The following is an 18,880-nucleotide window of genomic DNA, read 5'->3' on the forward strand; positions in this document are numbered from 1 at the left end:
GTTATTTGCCGGGCAAAATTAGCTATAAGTTAGGAGTCGGCCAAAAAAAAGAAAAACAAGTTAACCAACTAATACCCTGACTTTCTTAATGCGCTTTTTATCAGCAGATTGAACCTTAAATGTTACTTGCCTGTGTGTTACAATCTCACCGGTTCGGGGAAGTCTTGAAAATAATTCCAGCAAAAGTCCGGCAAGTGATTCGCTGTTCCCGCGGACTTCATCAAAGTAATCGGTCTCAAGGTTAAGTATCCTGCACAAATCGTTGATCAGCACTTTACCCTCAAAAACATAGGTATTTTCATCAACCTGAGTAAAGTTAATTTCATCGTCTTCGTCGTATTCGTCATTAATATCCCCGAAAATCTCTTCGATAATATCTTCGAGTGTAATAAGCCCGCTGGTCCCGCCATATTCATCAACAACAATGGCCATATGCACGCGGCGACTTTGGAAATCTTTCATTAAATCATCCAGGCGCTTGCTTTCCGGAATAAAATACACCGGCCTTATCAGCTTCTGCCAGTTGAAGTGCTCATTTTGATGGATATGAGGCAACAGGTCTTTCACATTCAAAATTCCTTCGATGTGATCGAGATCGTCCCTGAAAATCGGCACCCGCGAGTATCCCGACTTATTGATCTTATCCATCAATTCATGAAAATCCAATTCAATATCGAACGAAGTAATATGCAACCGGGCCTGCATGGCTTTTTTTGCATTGGTCTGCCGGAAATGTGCTAGCCCGCGTAAAAGGTCCGTCTCTTCTTCGCTTTCTGCTTTTGCCTCAAGCATTTCCGTGGTTACCTCTGCACCCTCGGGCGTAAGTATTCCAAAAGCATAACCCAGCTTCATGACGGGCTGGGTAATCGGTTTACAGATTTTGATCAGAAATTGCGTGAGACCCGAAATCTTTGGAATAAATTCGTTGGCCCTGCGGGCGCTGTTGTATCGGACAATGGCATCGATCCAGATCCAGAATGCAAGAAATCCTAAAATAACGCCTCGGGAAATCTGGTCATCATGGGTTTCCAAATGGATCCAGGCTAGTCTGGCAGCCAACACTAATGCGAATAAGGTAATTGCGCGTTGGACAAGAGATAATGAAAGCTGCTGAATGCGGTTTGGTATGTGGCTTTCGTCCTCCGTTTTCCGCTCCCACGGGTTTTCCATTGCACCTGATGCAGCATAGGCAGCGCGGATACCGGACAAAAAAAGAGAGATCAGGAAAAGGATCGTGACGAGAATAACGTCGTAGGGTTCGAGGAGGTCAAGGGGTGTAACTGCCCCTACCAGAATTAGTTGAGTGGTTTGGGGGGAAAATGAAATCCCCGTACCCGTTCGGGAGAGGGGGTCTTCACTATCGGCTGCGTCGTTCACAAAGGATCAGAAAACGTTGACAATAAACATATAACAAGATAAATGTAATGATTCTGCCACACAATTTCAGTTGGTTTCAACTTAAGACGGCGTGACAGAATCATTTTATCTATATTAGAAAGGTAAGTCGTCTTCATCGTCACTTCCCGAAGCCAGAGATGGCGGGATCGGGTCGGACGGACGAGGCGACTGATTTGCTCTCGGCTGGTTTTGCTGCTGATATCCTGAGCTGCTTTCACCACCAGAAGCTGAGCCGGAAGGCCCGCCAAGAAGCGTCATGCTATTTGCACGAATCGTAACACCCGTACGTTGCTGACCCTCTTTATCAGTCCAGCTATCGGTGCGAATACGCCCCTCGATATATACCTGATTTCCTTTTTTGAGATATTTCTCTGCGACTTTTGCGAGTCCCTCCCAGAGTTCAATGCGATGCCATTCGGTATTGTCGACTCTTTCGCCACTCTTGTTGGTATATGATTCTGTGGTAGCAATGTTAAACTTAGCCACCGCCGAACCGCTTTCCAGGTAGCGAACTTCCGGATCACTACCTAAATTACCGATTAAAATTACTTTGTTAACGCTTCCTGCCATGTCTCTAGTTGTGGATATTTGAATGCATATTTAAATATAGGGATATAAAATCAAACTGTTTTATATATCCTGCTCACTTATTTTACCCGTCAATTTATCTTTTAAAATCAATTTATTGCGTCCGTCGTGGGTCATTTCCTGTTTGATCAGATAGTAGTTTTCATCATAGGAAACATAATTTGATGGTTTCTCGACACCTTCTCGACCTCGCCAAACCGGAAGTTCCACTTTCTCCCAAAGCTTTGTTCTGGCCGATTTATAGGCTGCGTCGATGATTGCGTTCACGACGTAACCGTCATAAAAAGTTTCCGCAGCATCCTTTCCACTTTCCGCAGAATTGAACATATCGGTAAACATGTGGTTGTATCCCAGGTCATTCACTTCGTCACCCACGGGGAACAGCCACCCCGTGTTACTTTCGGCTTTTTCAGCCACATATTCCTCGCCTGCGCCATCCGCATTCTTTCCGGTTGTAAACATTTCGAAGCCTGTCCGGAGAAAATTATTGATCCAGATAGTCCCCTCCGTACCCATTACCTCATCTCTTAAATCCATTCCCCCGCGAAACGTCCAGCTTACTTCAAACTGTCCGATTGCGCCATTTTCATATTTAACCAATGCGATCGCATGATCCTCGGCATCAATGGGCTTCACCTGCGTATCCGCCCAGCACATTACCTCCACTGGCCTGATGTCTTTTCCGATAAAATTCCTTGATATCTCAATGCAGTGGCAGCCCAGATCCAGGATACAACCGCCGCCCGCCTGCTCGATATCCCAAAACCATTCACTATGCGGCCCGGGGTGCGCCTCGCGGGATTTAGCCCAGATAATCCTTCCTAACGAGCCGTTTTTAACACTTTCAAGCGATTTTAGAAATTTCGGGGTATAGCAAAGATCTTCCAGATAACCGGCAAATATTCCTGCTTCCTCGACTGCTTTCATCATTCTCAAAGCCTCCGCACCGGTTCGTCCCAGCGGCTTGGTAGATACCACCGCTTTTTTGTGTTTGGCACAAAGCATTACCGCTTCTTCGTGAATGTTATTGGGCAATGCAATGCAAACCATATTTACCTCCGGATTTGCAATTACTTCTTCCATATCGCTGGACCAAAAGGCACAGCCATAATCCGAAGCAAATTTTTTCGCACTTTCCTCCCTTCTGGCATAGATGGCAACCACTCTGTCCCGACCGCGCTGGCCGTGAATTGATTCCGCATAAAAACGTCCGATGAAGCCGGAACCCAGCATTGCAATTTTCTGCATAGTACTAAAGGGTTAATATTCTTAATCTTTTATTTAATAGTTCGGAATGGTTCAGATTTGTTCAGGTAGTTTGAAGTTGTTCGAGGTAGTTCAGGATAGTTTGGAGTTGTTCGCGGATGTTCCGGCAGTTTGTATTTGTATCAAATAAATACACCAATTCGAACAACACCGTACCAAACTGAACACTCCCGATCCACACAGAACCAGTCGAAACAAACCTAGTTCGTCTTAACCTCACTCTCCCAGCCAGTCGTTTTCAATGCCGGATCATCTTCCTTTTTAAGGAAATCAGCATTTCCGAACGAAACAGCTTCCCATTCAAGCAACGCCCGGTCGGGAACGGTATCCACCGGCACCTTCCACGAATTCGAGGTTTCGCTGTAAGCGATATTCGATTGCGAATTGTAGCATGAAATCAGCGACCACCTTGGATGGTCAGAAAGATTGGCTTCAGAACGGTGCAGTAAATTACTGTGAAAAAACAACGCGTCGCCGGGCTCGATTTCGCAATAGATCAGATCCATTGTTTTTAATGCATGGTTTACCATTTCCATATCCGCTCCTACCTGCTCTCCTGCAAACCCATGATTAACCCGCCCCATTTTGTGCGAACCTTTGATCACCTGCAGACATCCGTTTTCCTTATTCGCAGGAGTTAATGCGATCATCACGCTCATTAGCTGGTCGGGAAAAATGAATTGGTTTTTATACCAATAGCCATAGTCCTGATGCCACTCCCAGGCACCCCCAACCTTTGGCTCCTTTTGCATAAGCTTTGTATGAAAATGACATACCTCGCTATCTTCACCCAACAACGTTGCTACCGAATTTACCATTCTCTCACTCCGGATCAGGTAACCGAATACATCGTCTCCCGGCGTAAACCAGAGCGATAACTTCGTTTTTTTGCCTGATTGGTCGTTTAAGTCCATTGCGTTTTTCTGCATTACCGAATTTTCCACGGCTGTCCGATACAACTTCCCTACTTCCTCCTGAGAAAAAAGACCTTTAACAACAAGATATCCATCACGATTGTAATCTTCAATCTGATTTGCGCTTAAACTGAAATTTGCCATAGCTTCCATATTAAGTTGTTGGGAACAAAGTAAAACACTTAGAGAAACACCCTCAAAACGATTATAGATACCGCTCTTCTTTAAGAAAGGTATCAACGAGAATCGGTTTAGGCAGATCCTCTACCTCGCGCTCCGTATAAAAAGCCATCCCGACAGGCAAATCTATTGATCCCTCCTCCGAAATTTCAAGCCGCCAAAATCGGACGTTCAACTTCTGATGGGAGAGAATGTGCGTATATAGTTTTGGCATTTCCTCAATGATGCCTTTTGGAAGTAGATCGGCCAGAAAATCATCGTAAACCAGATCATCGAAAACTGCGGTTAAAGTAGTGGATTCGATGAGGTAAAAGTCATACAAGCCTAGCCAGATGTCTTTGGCAAGCCGCTCCCGCATGGCTAGTTTACCATGCTGCCGGATCACAAAATAGTTGAAATAACGCTGCTGAACTTTCCCTTTTTTTGCTTTAACCGGCAGTTGGTTCTGCATTTTAAACTCGAATGCATAACAAATGTCATTGAATGGACAGATCAGGCAATCCGGAGACACGGGCACACATTGGAGCGCACCAAATTCGATCATCGCCTGATTATAGGTCGCGGGATTATCGCTGGGGACAAGTTCCTTAGCAATCGCGGCAAATTGCTTTTTCCCTTCATTACTTAAAATGTCTGTCTTGACTCCAAACAGGCGGGCCATAACCCGGTACACATTTCCGTCAATTGCCGCGACCTGCTCTCCGAAAGCAAATGAAGCAATGGCGGCGGCTGTGTAATTCCCTAGCCCCTTGAGCTTGGCCAATTTCTCAGCCGTTTCGGGAAAGTCGCCTCCAAAATCGTTTACAACTAATTTGGCAGTAAAGTGCATGTTTCGGGCTCTGGAATAGTAGCCAAGACCCTGCCATTGGCGCAATACATCTCTTTCGTCAGCGTTAGCTAGGTCGAAAACAGTTGGGAATTGCAAAAGGAATTTCTCGTAGTAAGGCGTTCCCTGCGCGACTCTGGTCTGCTGTAGAATAATTTCCGATAGCCAGATTTTATAGGGGTCGGTCGTCTGTCTCCAAAGTAAAGGTCGATGGTTTTTGAGATACCAGGATCTAAGTTTTTTATTAAAATCAATTACCTGAAAATGATCCAGTATCATAATATTTGCTCTTATATACGCTGTTTTTTAACCAATTAGAAAAAAAATGAAATTACCATTCTTTTAAGTTTTAGTAAAATTACCGTACCTTTGTGTTCCCAAAATTCCGAGGAGTAAGTAAGTAAATGAAATAATATCCACTTAAAGTAAACAATCAAAGTGACTAAGGCAGACGTAATCGCACAGATTTCTGAAAAAACAGGCGTAGACAAAGGCGATGTTCAGCAAACGCTAGAATCGTTTTTCACCGTGGTAAAGGATTCGCTTTCTGAAGGTGAGAACCTTTATGTAAGAGGTTTTGGTAGTTTCATCAATAAAAAGCGTGCGCGTAAAGTTGCCCGTAATATTTCGAAGGGAACTTCAATGATTATTGACGAGCACTTTGTACCCAGCTTTAAGCCTGCGAAAGTTTTCGTTGAGCAGGTGAAAGAAAGTGACAAATTGAAAGCAGTTGTCGAAAAATAATTGGCCTCACGAGGTTGACTGATACACTGTATGAAAAAATCCATTCTTCTTTCTTGCGTACTCGCATTTGCATTGGTAGGAACGCTTTTTAGCCTTCCGAAGGTCGTTGTGAATACAAAGGGTAAGGAAGTGGACAAGGAAGGTACACAGGCCGCCGCTGCACCAAATGCAGCTCCGACTGAGTCCGCTCCAAAATCGCATGATGAAGCCACTTTATCACCTGATCAGCAAAAAATTGTTGACCAACTGAGAAGTGGCTTTATTCAAGCTAGTGAAAAAGATAAAGTAGCCGCCGGGGTAAGTTTATCTGACAAATTTGCGACACTTCAGAAATTTGACAGTGCTGCATTTTACGCGGAAAAAGTGGCCCTGTTATCTCCTACTATTGAAAATCTGGTACGAACCGGTGACCGATATTATGAGGCTTACGGTTTTGCAGTGGATGAACAAAAATCCAAAAACCTCGGAGCAAAGACGCGAGAATATTACCAGAAAGCACTTGACCAGAATCCAGGATTATTAGCCGCAAAAGCTAATATGGCAATGACTTTCGTGAATACAGAAAACCCAATGCAGGGAATTTTGATGTTACGAGAAGTGATCGATACAGACCCCACCAACGAATTGGCCTTGTTCAATTTAGGGATCTTATCCATGAGATCAAACCAGTACTCAAAAGCTGTTGACAGGTTCAGACAGATCTTGACAAATAACCCAGCTAATACAAAAGCAAAGTTTTATTTAGGACTTTCGCTGGTGGAGCTGGGAGATAATGAGCAAGCCACCAAAGTTCTTTCTGAAGTCAAAAAGGAAGAAAAAGATCCTGTTATCCAGCAGGCGATTGGTGAACTAGAAGTGCGTCTGAACAACTGATCATCACCGAAATAAGAAAATAACTTTTTATTTTATAAACGACTTAATTATGCCTTGCGGAAAAAAGAGAAAGAGACATAAGATTTCCACTCACAAGAGAAAGAAAAGACTTAGAAAAAACAGACATAAGAAGAAATAATTGGCATGACCGGATTTTATAGTTAAGATCCGGTCATCCTTCTTCCCCACGTAGCAATGCCGCCTTTTTAATCTTACAAAAGCGGAGGTTAATTATCAACATTATATAGCCATTCAGTTGGTTGAACATTGAGTAACGAATTACTAATCAATTCTACTCAAAAGGGAGAACGTATAGCCCTTTTGCAGGATAAGCGACTTTTAGAATATCACGTCGAAACACCGGATCAAAGCTTTACAGTAGGAGATATTTATCTTGGTACTGTTAGAAAACTGGTGGCGGGGCTTAATGCCGCATTTGTAGATGTTGGTTTTGAAAAAGATGCATTTCTGCATTACCTGGATTTAGGGCCAAATATTAATTCTCTCAACAAGCTTACCAAGGACGTCATTTCTAAACGCGTCAATTCCGGCAAATTGAATAACTTCAAGATGGAGGCGGAAATTGAAAAGCTTGGTAAAATTGACAAAGTTCTTTCCAAAAATCAGCCGATTCTTGTTCAGATCGTTAAGGAGCCAATTTCTACAAAAGGCCCCCGATTATCCTGCGATATTTCCATTGCTGGCCGTTACATTGTTCTAGTCCCTTTTTCTAATTCGGTGAATCTTTCAAAAAAGATTACTGATAAACAAGAAAGGAACAGGCTTCAGCGATTGATGTCGTCCATTAAGCCCGCCAATTTTGGTGTCATTATCCGCACCGTTGCTACCGGCAAGGATGTAGACGAACTGAACCGCGACTTGCAGGATTGCCTTGACAAATGGGAAAACGGTATCAAGGCATTACGCGACGCCAAACCTCGCGACCGGGTTATCGGTGAAATGAACCGGGCTTCTTCCATTATCCGTGACATGCTGAATGAATCATTCGACAGCATCACGGTTGACTCGAAAGAGGTTTACGAAGACATTAAAGCTTATATCCATAACATTGCTCCTGACAAGGAAAATATCTTAAAACTGCATAATGGCAAAAACAAGATATTTGAACAGTTTGGCTTAGAAAAGCAGATTAAATCCCTTTTTGGACGCTCGGTAAGTTTGCCAAATGGTGGATATCTGATTATCGAGCACACGGAGGCTCTTCACGTAATTGACGTCAATAGCGGAAACAAATCCAATTCCGAGGAGGATCAGGAAGCGACTGCTTTGAGTGTCAACCTGGAAGCTGCCAAAGAAATAGCCCGACAGCTTCGTCTGAGAGATATGGGCGGAATCATCGTTGTCGACTTCATCGACATGAAAAAAGCGGAAAATAAACGTACGCTTTTTGACATCATGCGCGATGAAATGAAAGGCGACCGCTCCAAGTACACGGTTCTCCCCCTTTCCAAATTCGGCCTTCTTCAGATTACCCGCCAACGGGTTAGGCCGGAAATGAATATCGTTACCCGTGAAACCTGCCCAACGTGCGGCGGTACCGGAACGATTCAGGCGAGTATTCTGGTATCGGACGTGATCTCTAACAACCTTGATTACATTTTAAGTAAACAAAATGAACGTGGAATAACCATTTCACTTCATCCATTCCTCCATTCTTACTTTACCAAGGGGCTAATCTCGGAACAGGTAAAATGGTTCTTCCAATATAAAACCTGGGTAAAACTCACGAAAGATTCATCATTGGGCGTAGTCGATTTCAAATTTCATAACCGATACGGAGAAGAAATTGAGATTGTGCCGGTGAATTGATGGATAGCTATTAGCCTTTAGTTCTTAGATTTATCTGCTTTTCCACTCTGGCTTTCTTTTCTCTTTGAACGCTAAAGAGCCTTCTTTCGCATCCTCTGTTTTTAGTAGCAAGTCTAGCTGTAATTTTAAGAAAGCGTGACGTTTTTCTTCGGCTAATTTCTTCATTTGCCGGAGCGCAGATATGCCGGCCTGAATCGCGAGTGGAGCATTTTCGCAGATTAAATCAGCTAATGCATTTACCTCAAAATCAATATTCTCTTCTTCTTCAATTTTAGTAACCAAACCGAGTTCTAACGCTTCTTTAGAAGAATATTTTTTACCGGTTATAGCTAATTCTAAAATTTTTCGATCAGATAAAATCCTTGATAAAGAAGCCAGTACCTGCATCGGCCAAATGCCTCGTTTCACTTCTGGTAAGCTGAAACTTGTTTCTGGAGTACTTATAACGAAGGTGCAACCGCAGATTAAGAGAAAACCTCCCGCCAAAACCGGTCCCTTTACTTTTGCAATTGCAGGTTTTAATAATCCATCAAATGCATCACCCAACCTGGCTTCTTCGCGTATTTTAGGCAGAGTATCATTTTCCCGATCTACAGAGCTGTCGTGAAAAGCATTTAAATCAGCTCCGGCACAGAAAACAGGACCATTTGCCTCAACTACCACACATCTGACGTTCTCATTATAATGTGCAAAGGCCAGTGTAAAAATGATCTCTGCGGCCATTGTAGGCGTAAATGCATTACGCTTCTCCGGGCGGTCAAGTGTAACAGTAAAAATGTGACCTACTAATGAAGTTTTGATATACAAAAATTTCACATCCTTAAAAGCAAGTGTGTCTTCGCGGGTGTAGAACTGCATACTCTTTGCTTTTGGTCGAATGAAATTGAATTATCTGCAAACAACGCCTTCCAACATGGTTATGTATTGCCTGATACCAGCTTCAATCTCAGATAAATAAATATACTCATCTGCACTATGTGATCGTCCTGAATGGCCCGGACCCATTTTCAGAGAGGGACAATCCAGAAGTGCCTGATCCGAGGTAGTTGGAGATCCATATGCGGTACGACCCAATTTTAAGCCTTCCACCACAATAGGATGATTCATGGGTATACTGGAAGGACGAAGCCGGATCGATCGTGCTGTGACTTCCGACTGAATATTGGATTGTATAATTTCAATTACTTCTTCCAGTGTATACTGATCAGTGACCCGCACATCGATTGTAAACGTACAAACGTCCGGAACCACATTATGCTGGGTACCTGCGTTGATAATCGTCACGGACATTTTAATCGGCCCGAGTGTAGGAGACACCCTCGGGAATATGTATTCTGTTATCCAGCTAATGTCTTTTAATGCTTTATAAATGGCATTTTCGCCTTCCTCTCGTGCAGCATGCCCTGATTTCCCACGAGCTGTACAATCCAGCACAAGTAATCCCTTTTCTGCAACTGCCAATTGCATTTCCGTCGGCTCACCAACGATCGCGAACGCAATTTCAGGCAACTCCGGAACCACAATTTCAAGTCCTTCCTTTCCCGAAATTTCTTCCTCCGCAGTTGTAGCAATAGCAATATTGTAACTCAGATCGTCGTGCTCGTAGAAGTAACAGAACGTTGCTAGAAGTGAAACCAGACAACCCCCTGCGTCATTACTTCCCAGGCCATACAATTTTCCATCCTGCACGATCGCCTCGAATGGATTGAGCGTCCAGGATTTATTTGGCTTCACCGTGTCATGATGAGAATTAAGCAATACAGTTGGTTTGGATTCGTCAAAATGGAGGTTATAGGCCCAAAGATTATTTTTCTTCGTATGAAACCGGATATTTTTTTGTTCAAAAAAATCCGAGATCAGCTGTGCAGTCTCAGCTTCTTCCCGGCTAAATGAAGGTGTTTCAATCAGCCGTTTTAAAAGCTCAATGGCTTCCTGGGTTAACGCATTTATATTTTTCAACGTGTCTACCATCTCACCTGTCCGTCACCTTTGACTATCCATTTCTCTGTTACCAGCTTCTCCAATGCAAATGGACCTCTCGCGTGTAATTTTTGAGTTGATATGCCAATTTCAGCTCCTAAGGCAAACACCCCGCCATCTGTAAATCTTGTAGAAGCATTGGCGTAAACCGAAGCCGCATCGACCTCTCTCAAAAATGTTTCGATCGCTTCCTGATTTGTAGAAACAATCGCTTCTGAGTGTCTGGACGAATATGTTTCTATGTGTTTTAAAGCTTCATTTAACCCATCAACAACCTTAATGGAACACTTATAGTCAAGAAATTCTCTGCCAAAATCGTCAGGTCCGGCTTTCACAAGGAAAGGATATGCTGTTGCATTCAGTATATCAAATGACGCGTCATCCGCGAAAACTTCAACATTCCATTTTGTAAAACCTTCTTTTAACTTAGGCAAAAATTCTCCTGCAACGCTTTTGTCGACCAAAACCGTATCTAATGCATTACAAGCAGCTGGTTTTGAGACTTTTGCATTAATTACAATTTCAGCTCCTTTATTCAAATCTCCGGTTTCATCAATGTAAGTATGGCAAACGCCAGCACCCGTTTCAATGGTTGGAACCAAAGAATTTTGTCTCACAAAGTTTATCAGACCTTCTGAGCCGCGCGGAATAATAATGTCCACATACTGTTTAGCAGTGAGCAGCTCGCCTACAAATTCCCTGCCTGTCGGCAACAAAGTAACGGCAGCAGCTGGCACGTCAAATTCGGCCAATGCCTCATGTATCAGACTTACCAGATAGGTATTCGAAAAATGCGCCTCTTTGCCCCCCTTTAATACACATGCATTTGCCGAACGCAAGCAAAGTGACGCTACGTCAATCGTTACATTTGGCCTCGATTCATAAATAACACCTACAACTCCCAAAGGCACTGCGATTTTTTTCAAGGAAAGTCCCTGCTCGATGGTCTTTTCCAGAAACACTTCACTTGTGGGGTCCGGCAATGCAGCGACGTCACGAAGGCTATCCGCCAAATCCTGAATTCTCTTCGCATTAAGTAACAAACGATCCTTCTTTGGATCTGCGTCATCCATTACTGCCAGATCCTTCTGGTTTTCAGCAATAATATGATCGGAATTCGCCAACACTTTAACAGAAAGCGATAGAAGGAGATCAGCCCGTTGCTGATCCGAAAGCCTGCGAACTACCGCAGAGGCTTGCCGGGTTTCTTCTAAAAGTGGTAAAATAGATTCCATTATAATAGTACAATATCATTGGCATGAGCCACTTCAAAATTCATTGTTTTAAGATTCGCACGGATCGCGGAAGACGTTTCCCGTGCCCGTGCTACTGCAATCATTTCACCCGCAGAAGAGTAAATCTCAATAATTTCTCCAGATTCAAAATCCCCCGAAACGTCGCTGACACCGACAGCCAGTAAACTTTTCCTTTTTAATAAAGCCTTCGAAGCACCATCGTCCACCTGCAAACTACCTGAAACCAGTCCACCACTACCCAACCAGCGATTCCTTGCAGACAATGTACTTCTACCCGCGTGGATCACCGTTCCCGCCTGGCCTTTTAGTGCTTCAAGAAGTTCATCTTTTTTATTCATACCAAAGATGACCACCCGGATCGCCATTCTGGCTGCTAATTTGGCGAATGTAAGCTTGGATGCCATTCCTCCCAAGCCAAGAAAAGATTTATCGGTCTTTACAAACCTGAAAACTTCGTTGACATTGAATACGTTCCTGATAATTTCCCCGCCCTCATCCAATAAACCGCCTACTGAGGTACAAAACATCAATGATTCGGCTCCAAACCCCACGGCAAGCAAAGTGGCCAGTTCGTCATTATCTGAAAACTTTAACTCCCGGTCGCTAACGACATCATTTTCATTTACAATCGGAATAATATTGTTTTCCCAAAGCTCACGAAATGTCTCTTTAAGCTGTAAAAACTTGTCACGGTTGGCGAAATGCTGTCTTTCACAAAGACTTTGAGCAATGTAAATTTTACTAGGCGCAAAATGAGAAGCATATAAGCCGACCAATAGTGGGTTCCCGACCGAAGCAGCAGCCTTTCTTTGGGTCATGGTGCCTCTATAATCTCCAATATAGGCTTTTCCCGCACCTACTGCACCCGAAGAAACAATGATAATCCGGTATTTGGAATGAATTTCTGAAACTTGCCTGGCTATTTCCGAAATAATCCGGACATCCGGTTCACCCGAAGGAAGCGTAATCGAGGCCGTTCCAAATTTGATGACGAGTATGGGTTTTGACACTGTTTTCAATCAATTTGGCCAAAATTAACGATTTAAATGAAATAGGCGCATTACCCCCGGGCTGCCGCACTATCGCCAGCTACTTTCGTTATGACCCGCGCGTCAAACCTGCGTTTTTCTTTCAAGGCTTTTTCGAGAAGATCAAGGTACTCGTTACGCGGAATTTCGATTGCTCCATATCGAAGTACATTATCATTGATAAACTGTGTATCCAACAGAACAAACTGGTTTAAACGCAGAATTTGAATGAGGTAATAAAAGGCAACTTTGGAGGCATTGCTTTCAACGGTAAACATCGATTCTCCAAAGAAAACCCCATTAATAGCCACTCCATATAACCCACCTACCAACCGGTTTTCCCGGTAAGCTTCAACACTATGTGCATAACCCATATGGTGCAAAGCCGTATAGCTGGCTATGATATTTTCTGAGATCCACGTCCCTTCTTCCTTCGCACGTGGCCCCGAGCAGCCGCGCATAACACCTTCAAAGTTTGAATTAACCCGTATCTCAAAATAATTTTTATTAATAACCGGCCGCAAAGACTTTGGCGGCTTAAATGTATCGATTGGAATAATGGCCCGAGGATTAGGAGAATACCAGTAAATCGTCCCGTCTGATTCCGCCATCGGAAAAATTCCGTTTATATAGCCATTCAGAATATCATCGGTACTAAGTTCTGACATGCAAATGCGATTGAATTGAACCATAAAAATATATCTTCTGTTTCTTTGGAGTGATATTTTTTTTTCTAAAATTTGCACCTTCCAAGACGGATAACAAGTCAATGAACAACAACGGCATATATACTGTCCTTCATACTACGCCTTTCCGATTCAGGTCCCCGTGGACCGCATAATTATCTTTTACCTACGTGGTAAATCTTTTATACCCCTAATTTTCTTGCAGTTCTAAACGTCCCATCGTTTTCTCTGGGTATAGTAATTATTGTTTCGAATTTTTTGTCAGCATAGCCATCAATGAAAAATACCGAAGTAGTGGGCAGTAAATTTGTAGTTCAGACTGCCAATGAAAATCACCTTCATTTTGCGGAGACAATTTGTGCAGAGATGGAGGAGAGTGCCAAAAAACGTGGTACTGGTATCGCAAAACGCTCCCCGGTGTACATCATGGAAAAAATGGTCGAGGGAAAAGCGATCATTGCGACGACGGATACCGGGCAATGGGTGGGCTTTTGCTATATTGAGACCTGGGAACATGGAAAGTTTGTGGCGAACTCCGGCCTTATCGTTCACCCGGATTTCCGTAACAGCGGAATGGCAAAAGCCATCAAACAAAAGGCTTTTGAATTATCCCGCAAAAAATATCCCGATGCGAAAATTATTGGTATCACCACCAGCTTGCCGGTGATGAAAATAAATTCCGATCTGGGCTATGAACCTGTAACTTTCAGCGAGTTACCTGCAGATGATGCATTCTGGAAGGGCTGCGCCAGTTGCGTAAACTACGACGTACTCACACGGACTGGCAGAAAGCATTGCCTTTGCACCGGAATGATGTATAACCCGGATGATAAAAAGAAAACAGAAGTTTCTGTTGGTGCAGAGGTCGTCGAAAAAACTTCCTGGGATTTTTTGAAAGAGTCGAGCCTTTATGAGCGCTGGATGCGTATCAAACAACGCATTTTGTTGCGAAGGGAGGAACGTGCTAAAAAGAAAAACGCCGGGGCATTGCTCGTACATTAAAGTACTGCATTCATTTACAGATTAGAATATCTCTTTAAATACCTCGCGCGGCAGCCTTTAAAAGCCCTAAGCGAGGTATTTTTTTGTTTTCAATCGTTTCAGGTGACTTAGCGGCATAACCTTTTCCCATTATGGGATACCATTCAGTGAAACTTACGTACTTTTGCAGCCGCTATGAGAGTGTTTACCCGAGCCACACTAAGGGAGTTTTGGAACAAGACGAATGACGCGAGACCGGCGCTCGAATTTTGGTATGACTCAATAGAAAAAAACCATTTCCAAAATCCGAATGAGGTCATCAAGTTTTTCAAAAACGCCGATACTGTTGGAAACGGAAGGATTGTTTTTAATATCGCTCGTAACAAATATAGGTTGGTGGCAAAATTTGAGTACGAGAAACAACTCGTTTTTGTTCGATTTCTCGGGACTCATGCCCAATACGATATAATAGAAAATAGCAAAGAAACATAGTAATCGATCAGACAAATGAAAAAACTTGCGATTGCTCTTGACAGCATTAAAATTAAGCCGATAACAAATCAACTCGACTTTGAAGAAGCTGGTGAAATCATAGAATCCCTAATCGATGCCGATTTGATAGAAGATCCTCAGGATCGAAAAAGGGCTTTGGATATTCTGGAAGCGGTCACGGTGCTAGCTATCGACTATGAAAAGAGGCATTTCCCTATTCCAAAGCCTGACCCAATTGAAGCAATTAAGGAAAGGATGGACCAGTTACATCTTACACGCAAAGATGTAGCGCCTTATTTTGGAGGTGAAAACAGGGTTTCAGAAGTCTTAAACAAAAAGCGCAATTTAACTATAAAGATGATTAGGGAGTTGAGCAGAAATCTGGGAATATCCGCGGATACACTTCTGGCAGTTCAGTAATCATTACGGTATTTATTAGTATCACATTCAATAAAATGTCACAACCCAAAGTAGTATTAGCATTCAGCGGAGGATTAGATACCTCTTTTTGTGTAAAATATCTGGCCGAAGACAAAGGCTATGAAGTCCATTCTGTATTGGTTGATACGGGCGGGTTTTCTCAGGAAGATCTTCAAACGATCGAGGCAAATGCGTATGCATTAGGTGTGAAAAAGCACGCGACGATTTCTAAAACCAGCGAGTATTATAACGACTGCATTAAATACCTCATTTTCGGAAATATCCTTAAAAACAACACTTATCCACTTTCGGTGAGTGCGGAGCGCGTATTTCAGGCGGTCGCGGTTGCCGAATATGCAAAAGAAATTGGCGCAAGTGCAATTGCCCATGGAAGTACGGGCGCCGGAAATGATCAGGTACGTTTTGATATGGCTTTCCGGATTATTATTCCGGAAGCAGAAATCATCACACCAATCCGTGACCTCAAACTATCCCGCGAAGCTGAAATTGAATATTTGACTAAAAAAGGTGTGGGCCGCGAATGGGCCAAAGCCGCATATAGTATTAATAAAGGACTTTGGGGAACCTCGGTTGGTGGAAAAGAAACGCTTACCTCCGAGAAATACCTTCCCGAATCTGCCTGGCCGACCCAGATTTCTAAAACGGAACCGGAAAGCATTACGCTTGAATTCGTAAAAGGTGAACTTAAAGGCGTTGCAGGCGAAAGTTTCGATAACTCAGTGGAAGCGATCCAGAAACTGGCGGCGATTGCGCAACCTTTCGGAATCGGGCGCGACATTCACGTGGGTGATACCATTATAGGCATAAAAGGTCGGGTCGGCTTTGAGGCTGCGGCTCCATTGATCATCATCAAGGCGCACCATACCTTGGAAAAACATGTGTTGAGCGAGCAGCAGTTGTATTGGAAAGAACAACTTTCTAACTGGTACGGCAGCCTTTTGCATAAAGGCCAGTTTGTGGAACCTGTTATGCGTAACATCGAAACGTTCCTTACGGACACACAGTCGCATGTTACCGGGAAAGTACATGTTTATCTTGCACCGTACCGTTTCCATGTGGAAGGTATCGAGTCTCCATTTGACTTAATGTCATCGAAATTTGGCAGTTATGGCGAAATGAACAATGCCTGGACAGGTGATGATGTGCGTGGATTCTCGAAAGTGGCTTCCAATCAGGTGATGATTTATCAGAAAGTTACTGAGTCCAACAGTTAATGTGATGCAAAAAATCAAAGTAGGTATTATTGGTGCGGCTGGGTATACCGGCGGAGAATTGATACGAATCCTGATCAACCATCCGAATGCAGAAATTGCTTTTGCACACAGTAAAAGCCAGGCGAGTAAACCTGTCCATATCACGCATACCGATTTACTTGGTGAAACGGATTTGACTTTTTCGGGAGAAGATATTCAGGGACTGCTCGACGGACATGATCCGAATGTCATCTTTTTGTGTTCCGGACATGGAGAGTCCCAAAAGTTCCTGAATGAGTTTTCTGTGCCATCTTCAACAAAGATTATCGATTTGAGCACAGATTTCCGGGACGAATCGCATGGGTTTACCTACGGTTTGCCAGAACTTCAAAAAGATAAAATTAAGTCTGCGTCCAAAATTGCTAATCCGGGATGTTTCGCTACCAGCATCGAACTCGCCATTTTACCACTTGCAAATGCAGGTTTATTAAAAGATGAAGTTCATGTGAGTGCAGTTACCGGCAGCACTGGTGCAGGCCAATCGCTGAGTGCCACTACCCATTTCTCGTGGCGTAACAACAATGTTTCCATTTACAAAGCATTTACGCATCAGCATTTGACCGAAATCAAAATGAGCCTTGCCAAATTGCAGGCTGGTTTTAACAAAGCCGTGAATTTTGTCCCCTATCGCGGCGATTATACGCGCGGGATCATGGCGAATGTGTATACCCGCTATGAGGGTTCGCTGGAAGAGGCTAAAAGTCTTTATAGAAACTTTTACACAGATGACCCATTCACGCATGTAAGCGAAGCACCTATTGATCTTAAACAAGTTGTTAATACCAATAAATGCTTCATTCACCTCGAAGTGCACGATGGTCAGCTGTTGATTACCAGCATCATCGACAACCTCACCAAAGGAGCGTCGGGACAGGCAGTTCAGAATATGAATTTGATTTTTGGGTTGCCGGAAGATGCCGGATTGAGATTTAAAGCACCGGCTTTTTGATTTAAAATATTCAGGAGAATATAAATTTTAAGAAATGTCACATTTATTTGATGTATATCCACTTTATGACATCGAGCCTGTAAAGGCCCGCGGTAGTTATTTGTGGGACCAGCATGGAACCGAATACCTGGACTTGTATGGCGGGCATGCGGTTATTTCGGTAGGTCATTGCCACCCATATTACGTCGATATGCTTACCCGCCAGCTGAACGCGATCAGTTTTTATTCAAATTCTGTAAAAATTTCTTTGCAGGAAGAATTGGCTGAAAAGCTGGGAGAATTATCCGGCTATCCCGATTACCGCCTTTTCCTCTGCAATTCGGGGGCCGAAGCGAATGAGAATGCTTTGAAACTAGCCTCCTTCCACAATGGCCGGACGAAAGTGATTTCATTTACCAAGTCATTCCACGGCCGTACGGCGGGTGCCGTTGCCGCAACCGATAATCTGTCGATAGTTGCCCCTGTAAATTACAATAAACATGTTACCTTCCTTCCGTTCAACGATGTCGACTCTGCAGAGAATGGCATTACCGATGAAGTATGCGCGGTAATTGTCGAGGGAATCCAGGGCGTGGGTGGAATTCAGGTTTGTTCTGACGAATTTTTACAAACATTAAGACGTAAATGTGACGAGACGGGCGCGATTTTAATTCTTGACAGCGTACAATGCGGTTATGGTCGGACCGGAAAATTCTTTTCCCACCAGTTCAGCGGCATTGACCCGGACATTATATCCATGGCAAAAGGCATGGGCAATGGCTTTCCAATTGGCGGGATTTTGATCTCACCAAAGTTTAAAGCCAGCTACGGACTGCTTGGAACTACATTTGGTGGAAACCATCTGGCCTGTGCGGCTGGCGTTGCGGTTCTGGATATCATGAAAAATGAAAACCTGATCGGGAATGCGGCTGAAATCGGCGACTATCTTATGGATGGTATTAAAGAAATCGGAGGTTATAAAGAATTGCGGGGAAGAGGATTAATGATCGGGATCGAGTTTGATTTTCCCGTGAAAGATTTGAGAAACAAACTGCTTTTTGAGCATAAAATGTTTACCGGAGTTGCCGGGACCAGCACAATACGCCTGTTGCCGTCATTAGCGCTAGGTAAAAAAGAAGCTGACATGTTCCTAGAAGCACTTAGAAAAGAAGTATCTGTCACATCGTTGTAAAATTGCAAATCACATCAGGCGGAT

General features: G+C 43.4%; 19 protein-coding genes. 9 read left to right on the top strand and 10 right to left on the bottom strand.

The genetic code is table 11. From position 1 onward, the window contains the following. Window positions 1-60 precede the first annotated feature (60 nt). The 5 genes from LZG72_RS29320 to mutY form a co-directional block, all read right to left on the bottom strand. Window positions 61-1,377 (bottom strand): transporter associated domain-containing protein, encoded by a 1,317-nt coding sequence (locus LZG72_RS29320; RefSeq protein WP_233868038.1) that lies wholly within the window; start codon window positions 1,375-1,377, stop codon window positions 61-63. A 114-nt stretch (window positions 1,378-1,491) separates the two neighbouring features. Further along, window positions 1,492-1,968, bottom strand: coding sequence for a single-stranded DNA-binding protein (locus LZG72_RS04455; protein ID WP_233868041.1), 477 nt, complete (start codon window positions 1,966-1,968; stop codon window positions 1,492-1,494). A 60-nt stretch (window positions 1,969-2,028) separates the two neighbouring features. Further along, entirely contained in the window at window positions 2,029-3,234 is a 1,206-nt protein-coding gene (locus LZG72_RS04460; RefSeq protein ID WP_233868044.1) for a Gfo/Idh/MocA family protein, read from the bottom strand. Window positions 3,235-3,452: 218 nt separating this feature from the next. Next, on the bottom strand, window positions 3,453-4,310 hold the full coding sequence (locus tag LZG72_RS04465; RefSeq protein WP_233868046.1) for a phytanoyl-CoA dioxygenase family protein: 858 nt from the start codon (window positions 4,308-4,310) through the stop codon (window positions 3,453-3,455). Between the two features lie 61 nt (window positions 4,311-4,371). Then, window positions 4,372-5,451 carry an A/G-specific adenine glycosylase gene (gene mutY / locus LZG72_RS04470; RefSeq protein ID WP_233868047.1) on the bottom strand — a complete coding sequence of 360 codons (1,080 nt, stop codon included), beginning with the start codon at window positions 5,449-5,451 and terminating at the stop codon, window positions 4,372-4,374. A gap of 159 nt (window positions 5,452-5,610) precedes the next feature. Here mutY and LZG72_RS04475 point away from each other — a divergent pair, with 159 nt between their 5' ends. The 3 genes from LZG72_RS04475 to LZG72_RS04485 all read left to right on the top strand — a co-directional run bounded on the left by LZG72_RS04475 (window position 5,611) and on the right by LZG72_RS04485 (window position 8,619). Further along, window positions 5,611-5,916: an HU family DNA-binding protein gene (locus tag LZG72_RS04475; protein ID WP_233868048.1), complete on the top strand. Its 306-nt coding sequence runs from the start codon at window positions 5,611-5,613 to the stop codon at window positions 5,914-5,916. A gap of 30 nt (window positions 5,917-5,946) precedes the next feature. Continuing rightward, a complete protein-coding gene (locus tag LZG72_RS04480) occupies window positions 5,947-6,789 on the top strand; it encodes a tetratricopeptide repeat protein (RefSeq protein WP_233868049.1) in 843 nt (280 codons plus the stop codon). A 267-nt stretch (window positions 6,790-7,056) separates the two neighbouring features. After that, entirely contained in the window at window positions 7,057-8,619 is a 1,563-nt protein-coding gene (locus tag LZG72_RS04485; RefSeq protein WP_233868052.1) for an Rne/Rng family ribonuclease, read from the top strand. A 30-nt stretch (window positions 8,620-8,649) separates the two neighbouring features. Here LZG72_RS04485 and LZG72_RS04490 read toward each other — a convergent pair whose 3' ends face one another. From LZG72_RS04490 to aat, 5 genes are read right to left on the bottom strand one after another with little or no spacing between them, the layout of a single operon-like run. After that, window positions 8,650-9,477, bottom strand: coding sequence for an enoyl-CoA hydratase-related protein (locus LZG72_RS04490; RefSeq protein ID WP_233868055.1), 828 nt, complete (start codon window positions 9,475-9,477; stop codon window positions 8,650-8,652). A gap of 30 nt (window positions 9,478-9,507) precedes the next feature. Next, on the bottom strand, window positions 9,508-10,590 hold the full coding sequence (locus LZG72_RS04495; protein WP_233868058.1) for a M20 family metallo-hydrolase: 1,083 nt from the start codon (window positions 10,588-10,590) through the stop codon (window positions 9,508-9,510). Next, window positions 10,584-11,834 (bottom strand): glutamate-5-semialdehyde dehydrogenase, encoded by a 1,251-nt coding sequence (locus LZG72_RS04500; protein WP_233868061.1) that lies wholly within the window; start codon window positions 11,832-11,834, stop codon window positions 10,584-10,586. The genes LZG72_RS04495 and LZG72_RS04500 overlap by 7 nt, the downstream gene beginning before the upstream one ends. Continuing rightward, entirely contained in the window at window positions 11,834-12,865 is a 1,032-nt protein-coding gene (gene proB, locus LZG72_RS04505; protein WP_233868064.1) for a glutamate 5-kinase, read from the bottom strand. The genes LZG72_RS04500 and proB overlap by 1 nt, the downstream gene beginning before the upstream one ends. A gap of 50 nt (window positions 12,866-12,915) precedes the next feature. Beyond that, window positions 12,916-13,551, bottom strand: coding sequence for a leucyl/phenylalanyl-tRNA--protein transferase (gene aat, locus LZG72_RS04510; protein WP_233868067.1), 636 nt, complete (start codon window positions 13,549-13,551; stop codon window positions 12,916-12,918). Window positions 13,552-13,845: 294 nt separating this feature from the next. Between aat and LZG72_RS04515 the strand changes: the two genes are divergently transcribed. The 6 genes from LZG72_RS04515 (at window position 13,846) to LZG72_RS04540 (ending at window position 18,856) form a co-directional block, all read left to right on the top strand. Next, window positions 13,846-14,571, top strand: a complete 726-nt coding sequence (locus LZG72_RS04515) for a GNAT family N-acetyltransferase (protein ID WP_233868070.1) — start codon at window positions 13,846-13,848, stop codon at window positions 14,569-14,571. A gap of 174 nt (window positions 14,572-14,745) precedes the next feature. After that, complete coding sequence (locus tag LZG72_RS04520) at window positions 14,746-15,042, top strand: type II toxin-antitoxin system HigB family toxin (protein ID WP_233868072.1); 297 nt, start codon at window positions 14,746-14,748, stop codon at window positions 15,040-15,042. Window positions 15,043-15,057: 15 nt separating this feature from the next. Then, window positions 15,058-15,462 carry a type II toxin-antitoxin system HigA family antitoxin gene (locus LZG72_RS04525; RefSeq protein WP_233868075.1) on the top strand — a complete coding sequence of 135 codons (405 nt, stop codon included), beginning with the start codon at window positions 15,058-15,060 and terminating at the stop codon, window positions 15,460-15,462. A 35-nt stretch (window positions 15,463-15,497) separates the two neighbouring features. After that, window positions 15,498-16,697 carry an argininosuccinate synthase gene (locus LZG72_RS04530; protein WP_233868077.1) on the top strand — a complete coding sequence of 400 codons (1,200 nt, stop codon included), beginning with the start codon at window positions 15,498-15,500 and terminating at the stop codon, window positions 16,695-16,697. Between the two features lie 4 nt (window positions 16,698-16,701). Continuing rightward, window positions 16,702-17,685, top strand: coding sequence for an N-acetyl-gamma-glutamyl-phosphate reductase (argC, locus tag LZG72_RS04535; RefSeq protein ID WP_233868079.1), 984 nt, complete (start codon window positions 16,702-16,704; stop codon window positions 17,683-17,685). Window positions 17,686-17,719: 34 nt separating this feature from the next. Further along, window positions 17,720-18,856: an aspartate aminotransferase family protein gene (locus LZG72_RS04540; RefSeq protein ID WP_233868081.1), complete on the top strand. Its 1,137-nt coding sequence runs from the start codon at window positions 17,720-17,722 to the stop codon at window positions 18,854-18,856. Window positions 18,857-18,880 lie beyond the last annotated feature (24 nt).

The organism is Dyadobacter sp. CY323 (assembly GCF_021390245.1).
Taxonomy (GTDB): domain Bacteria; phylum Bacteroidota; class Bacteroidia; order Cytophagales; family Spirosomataceae; genus Dyadobacter.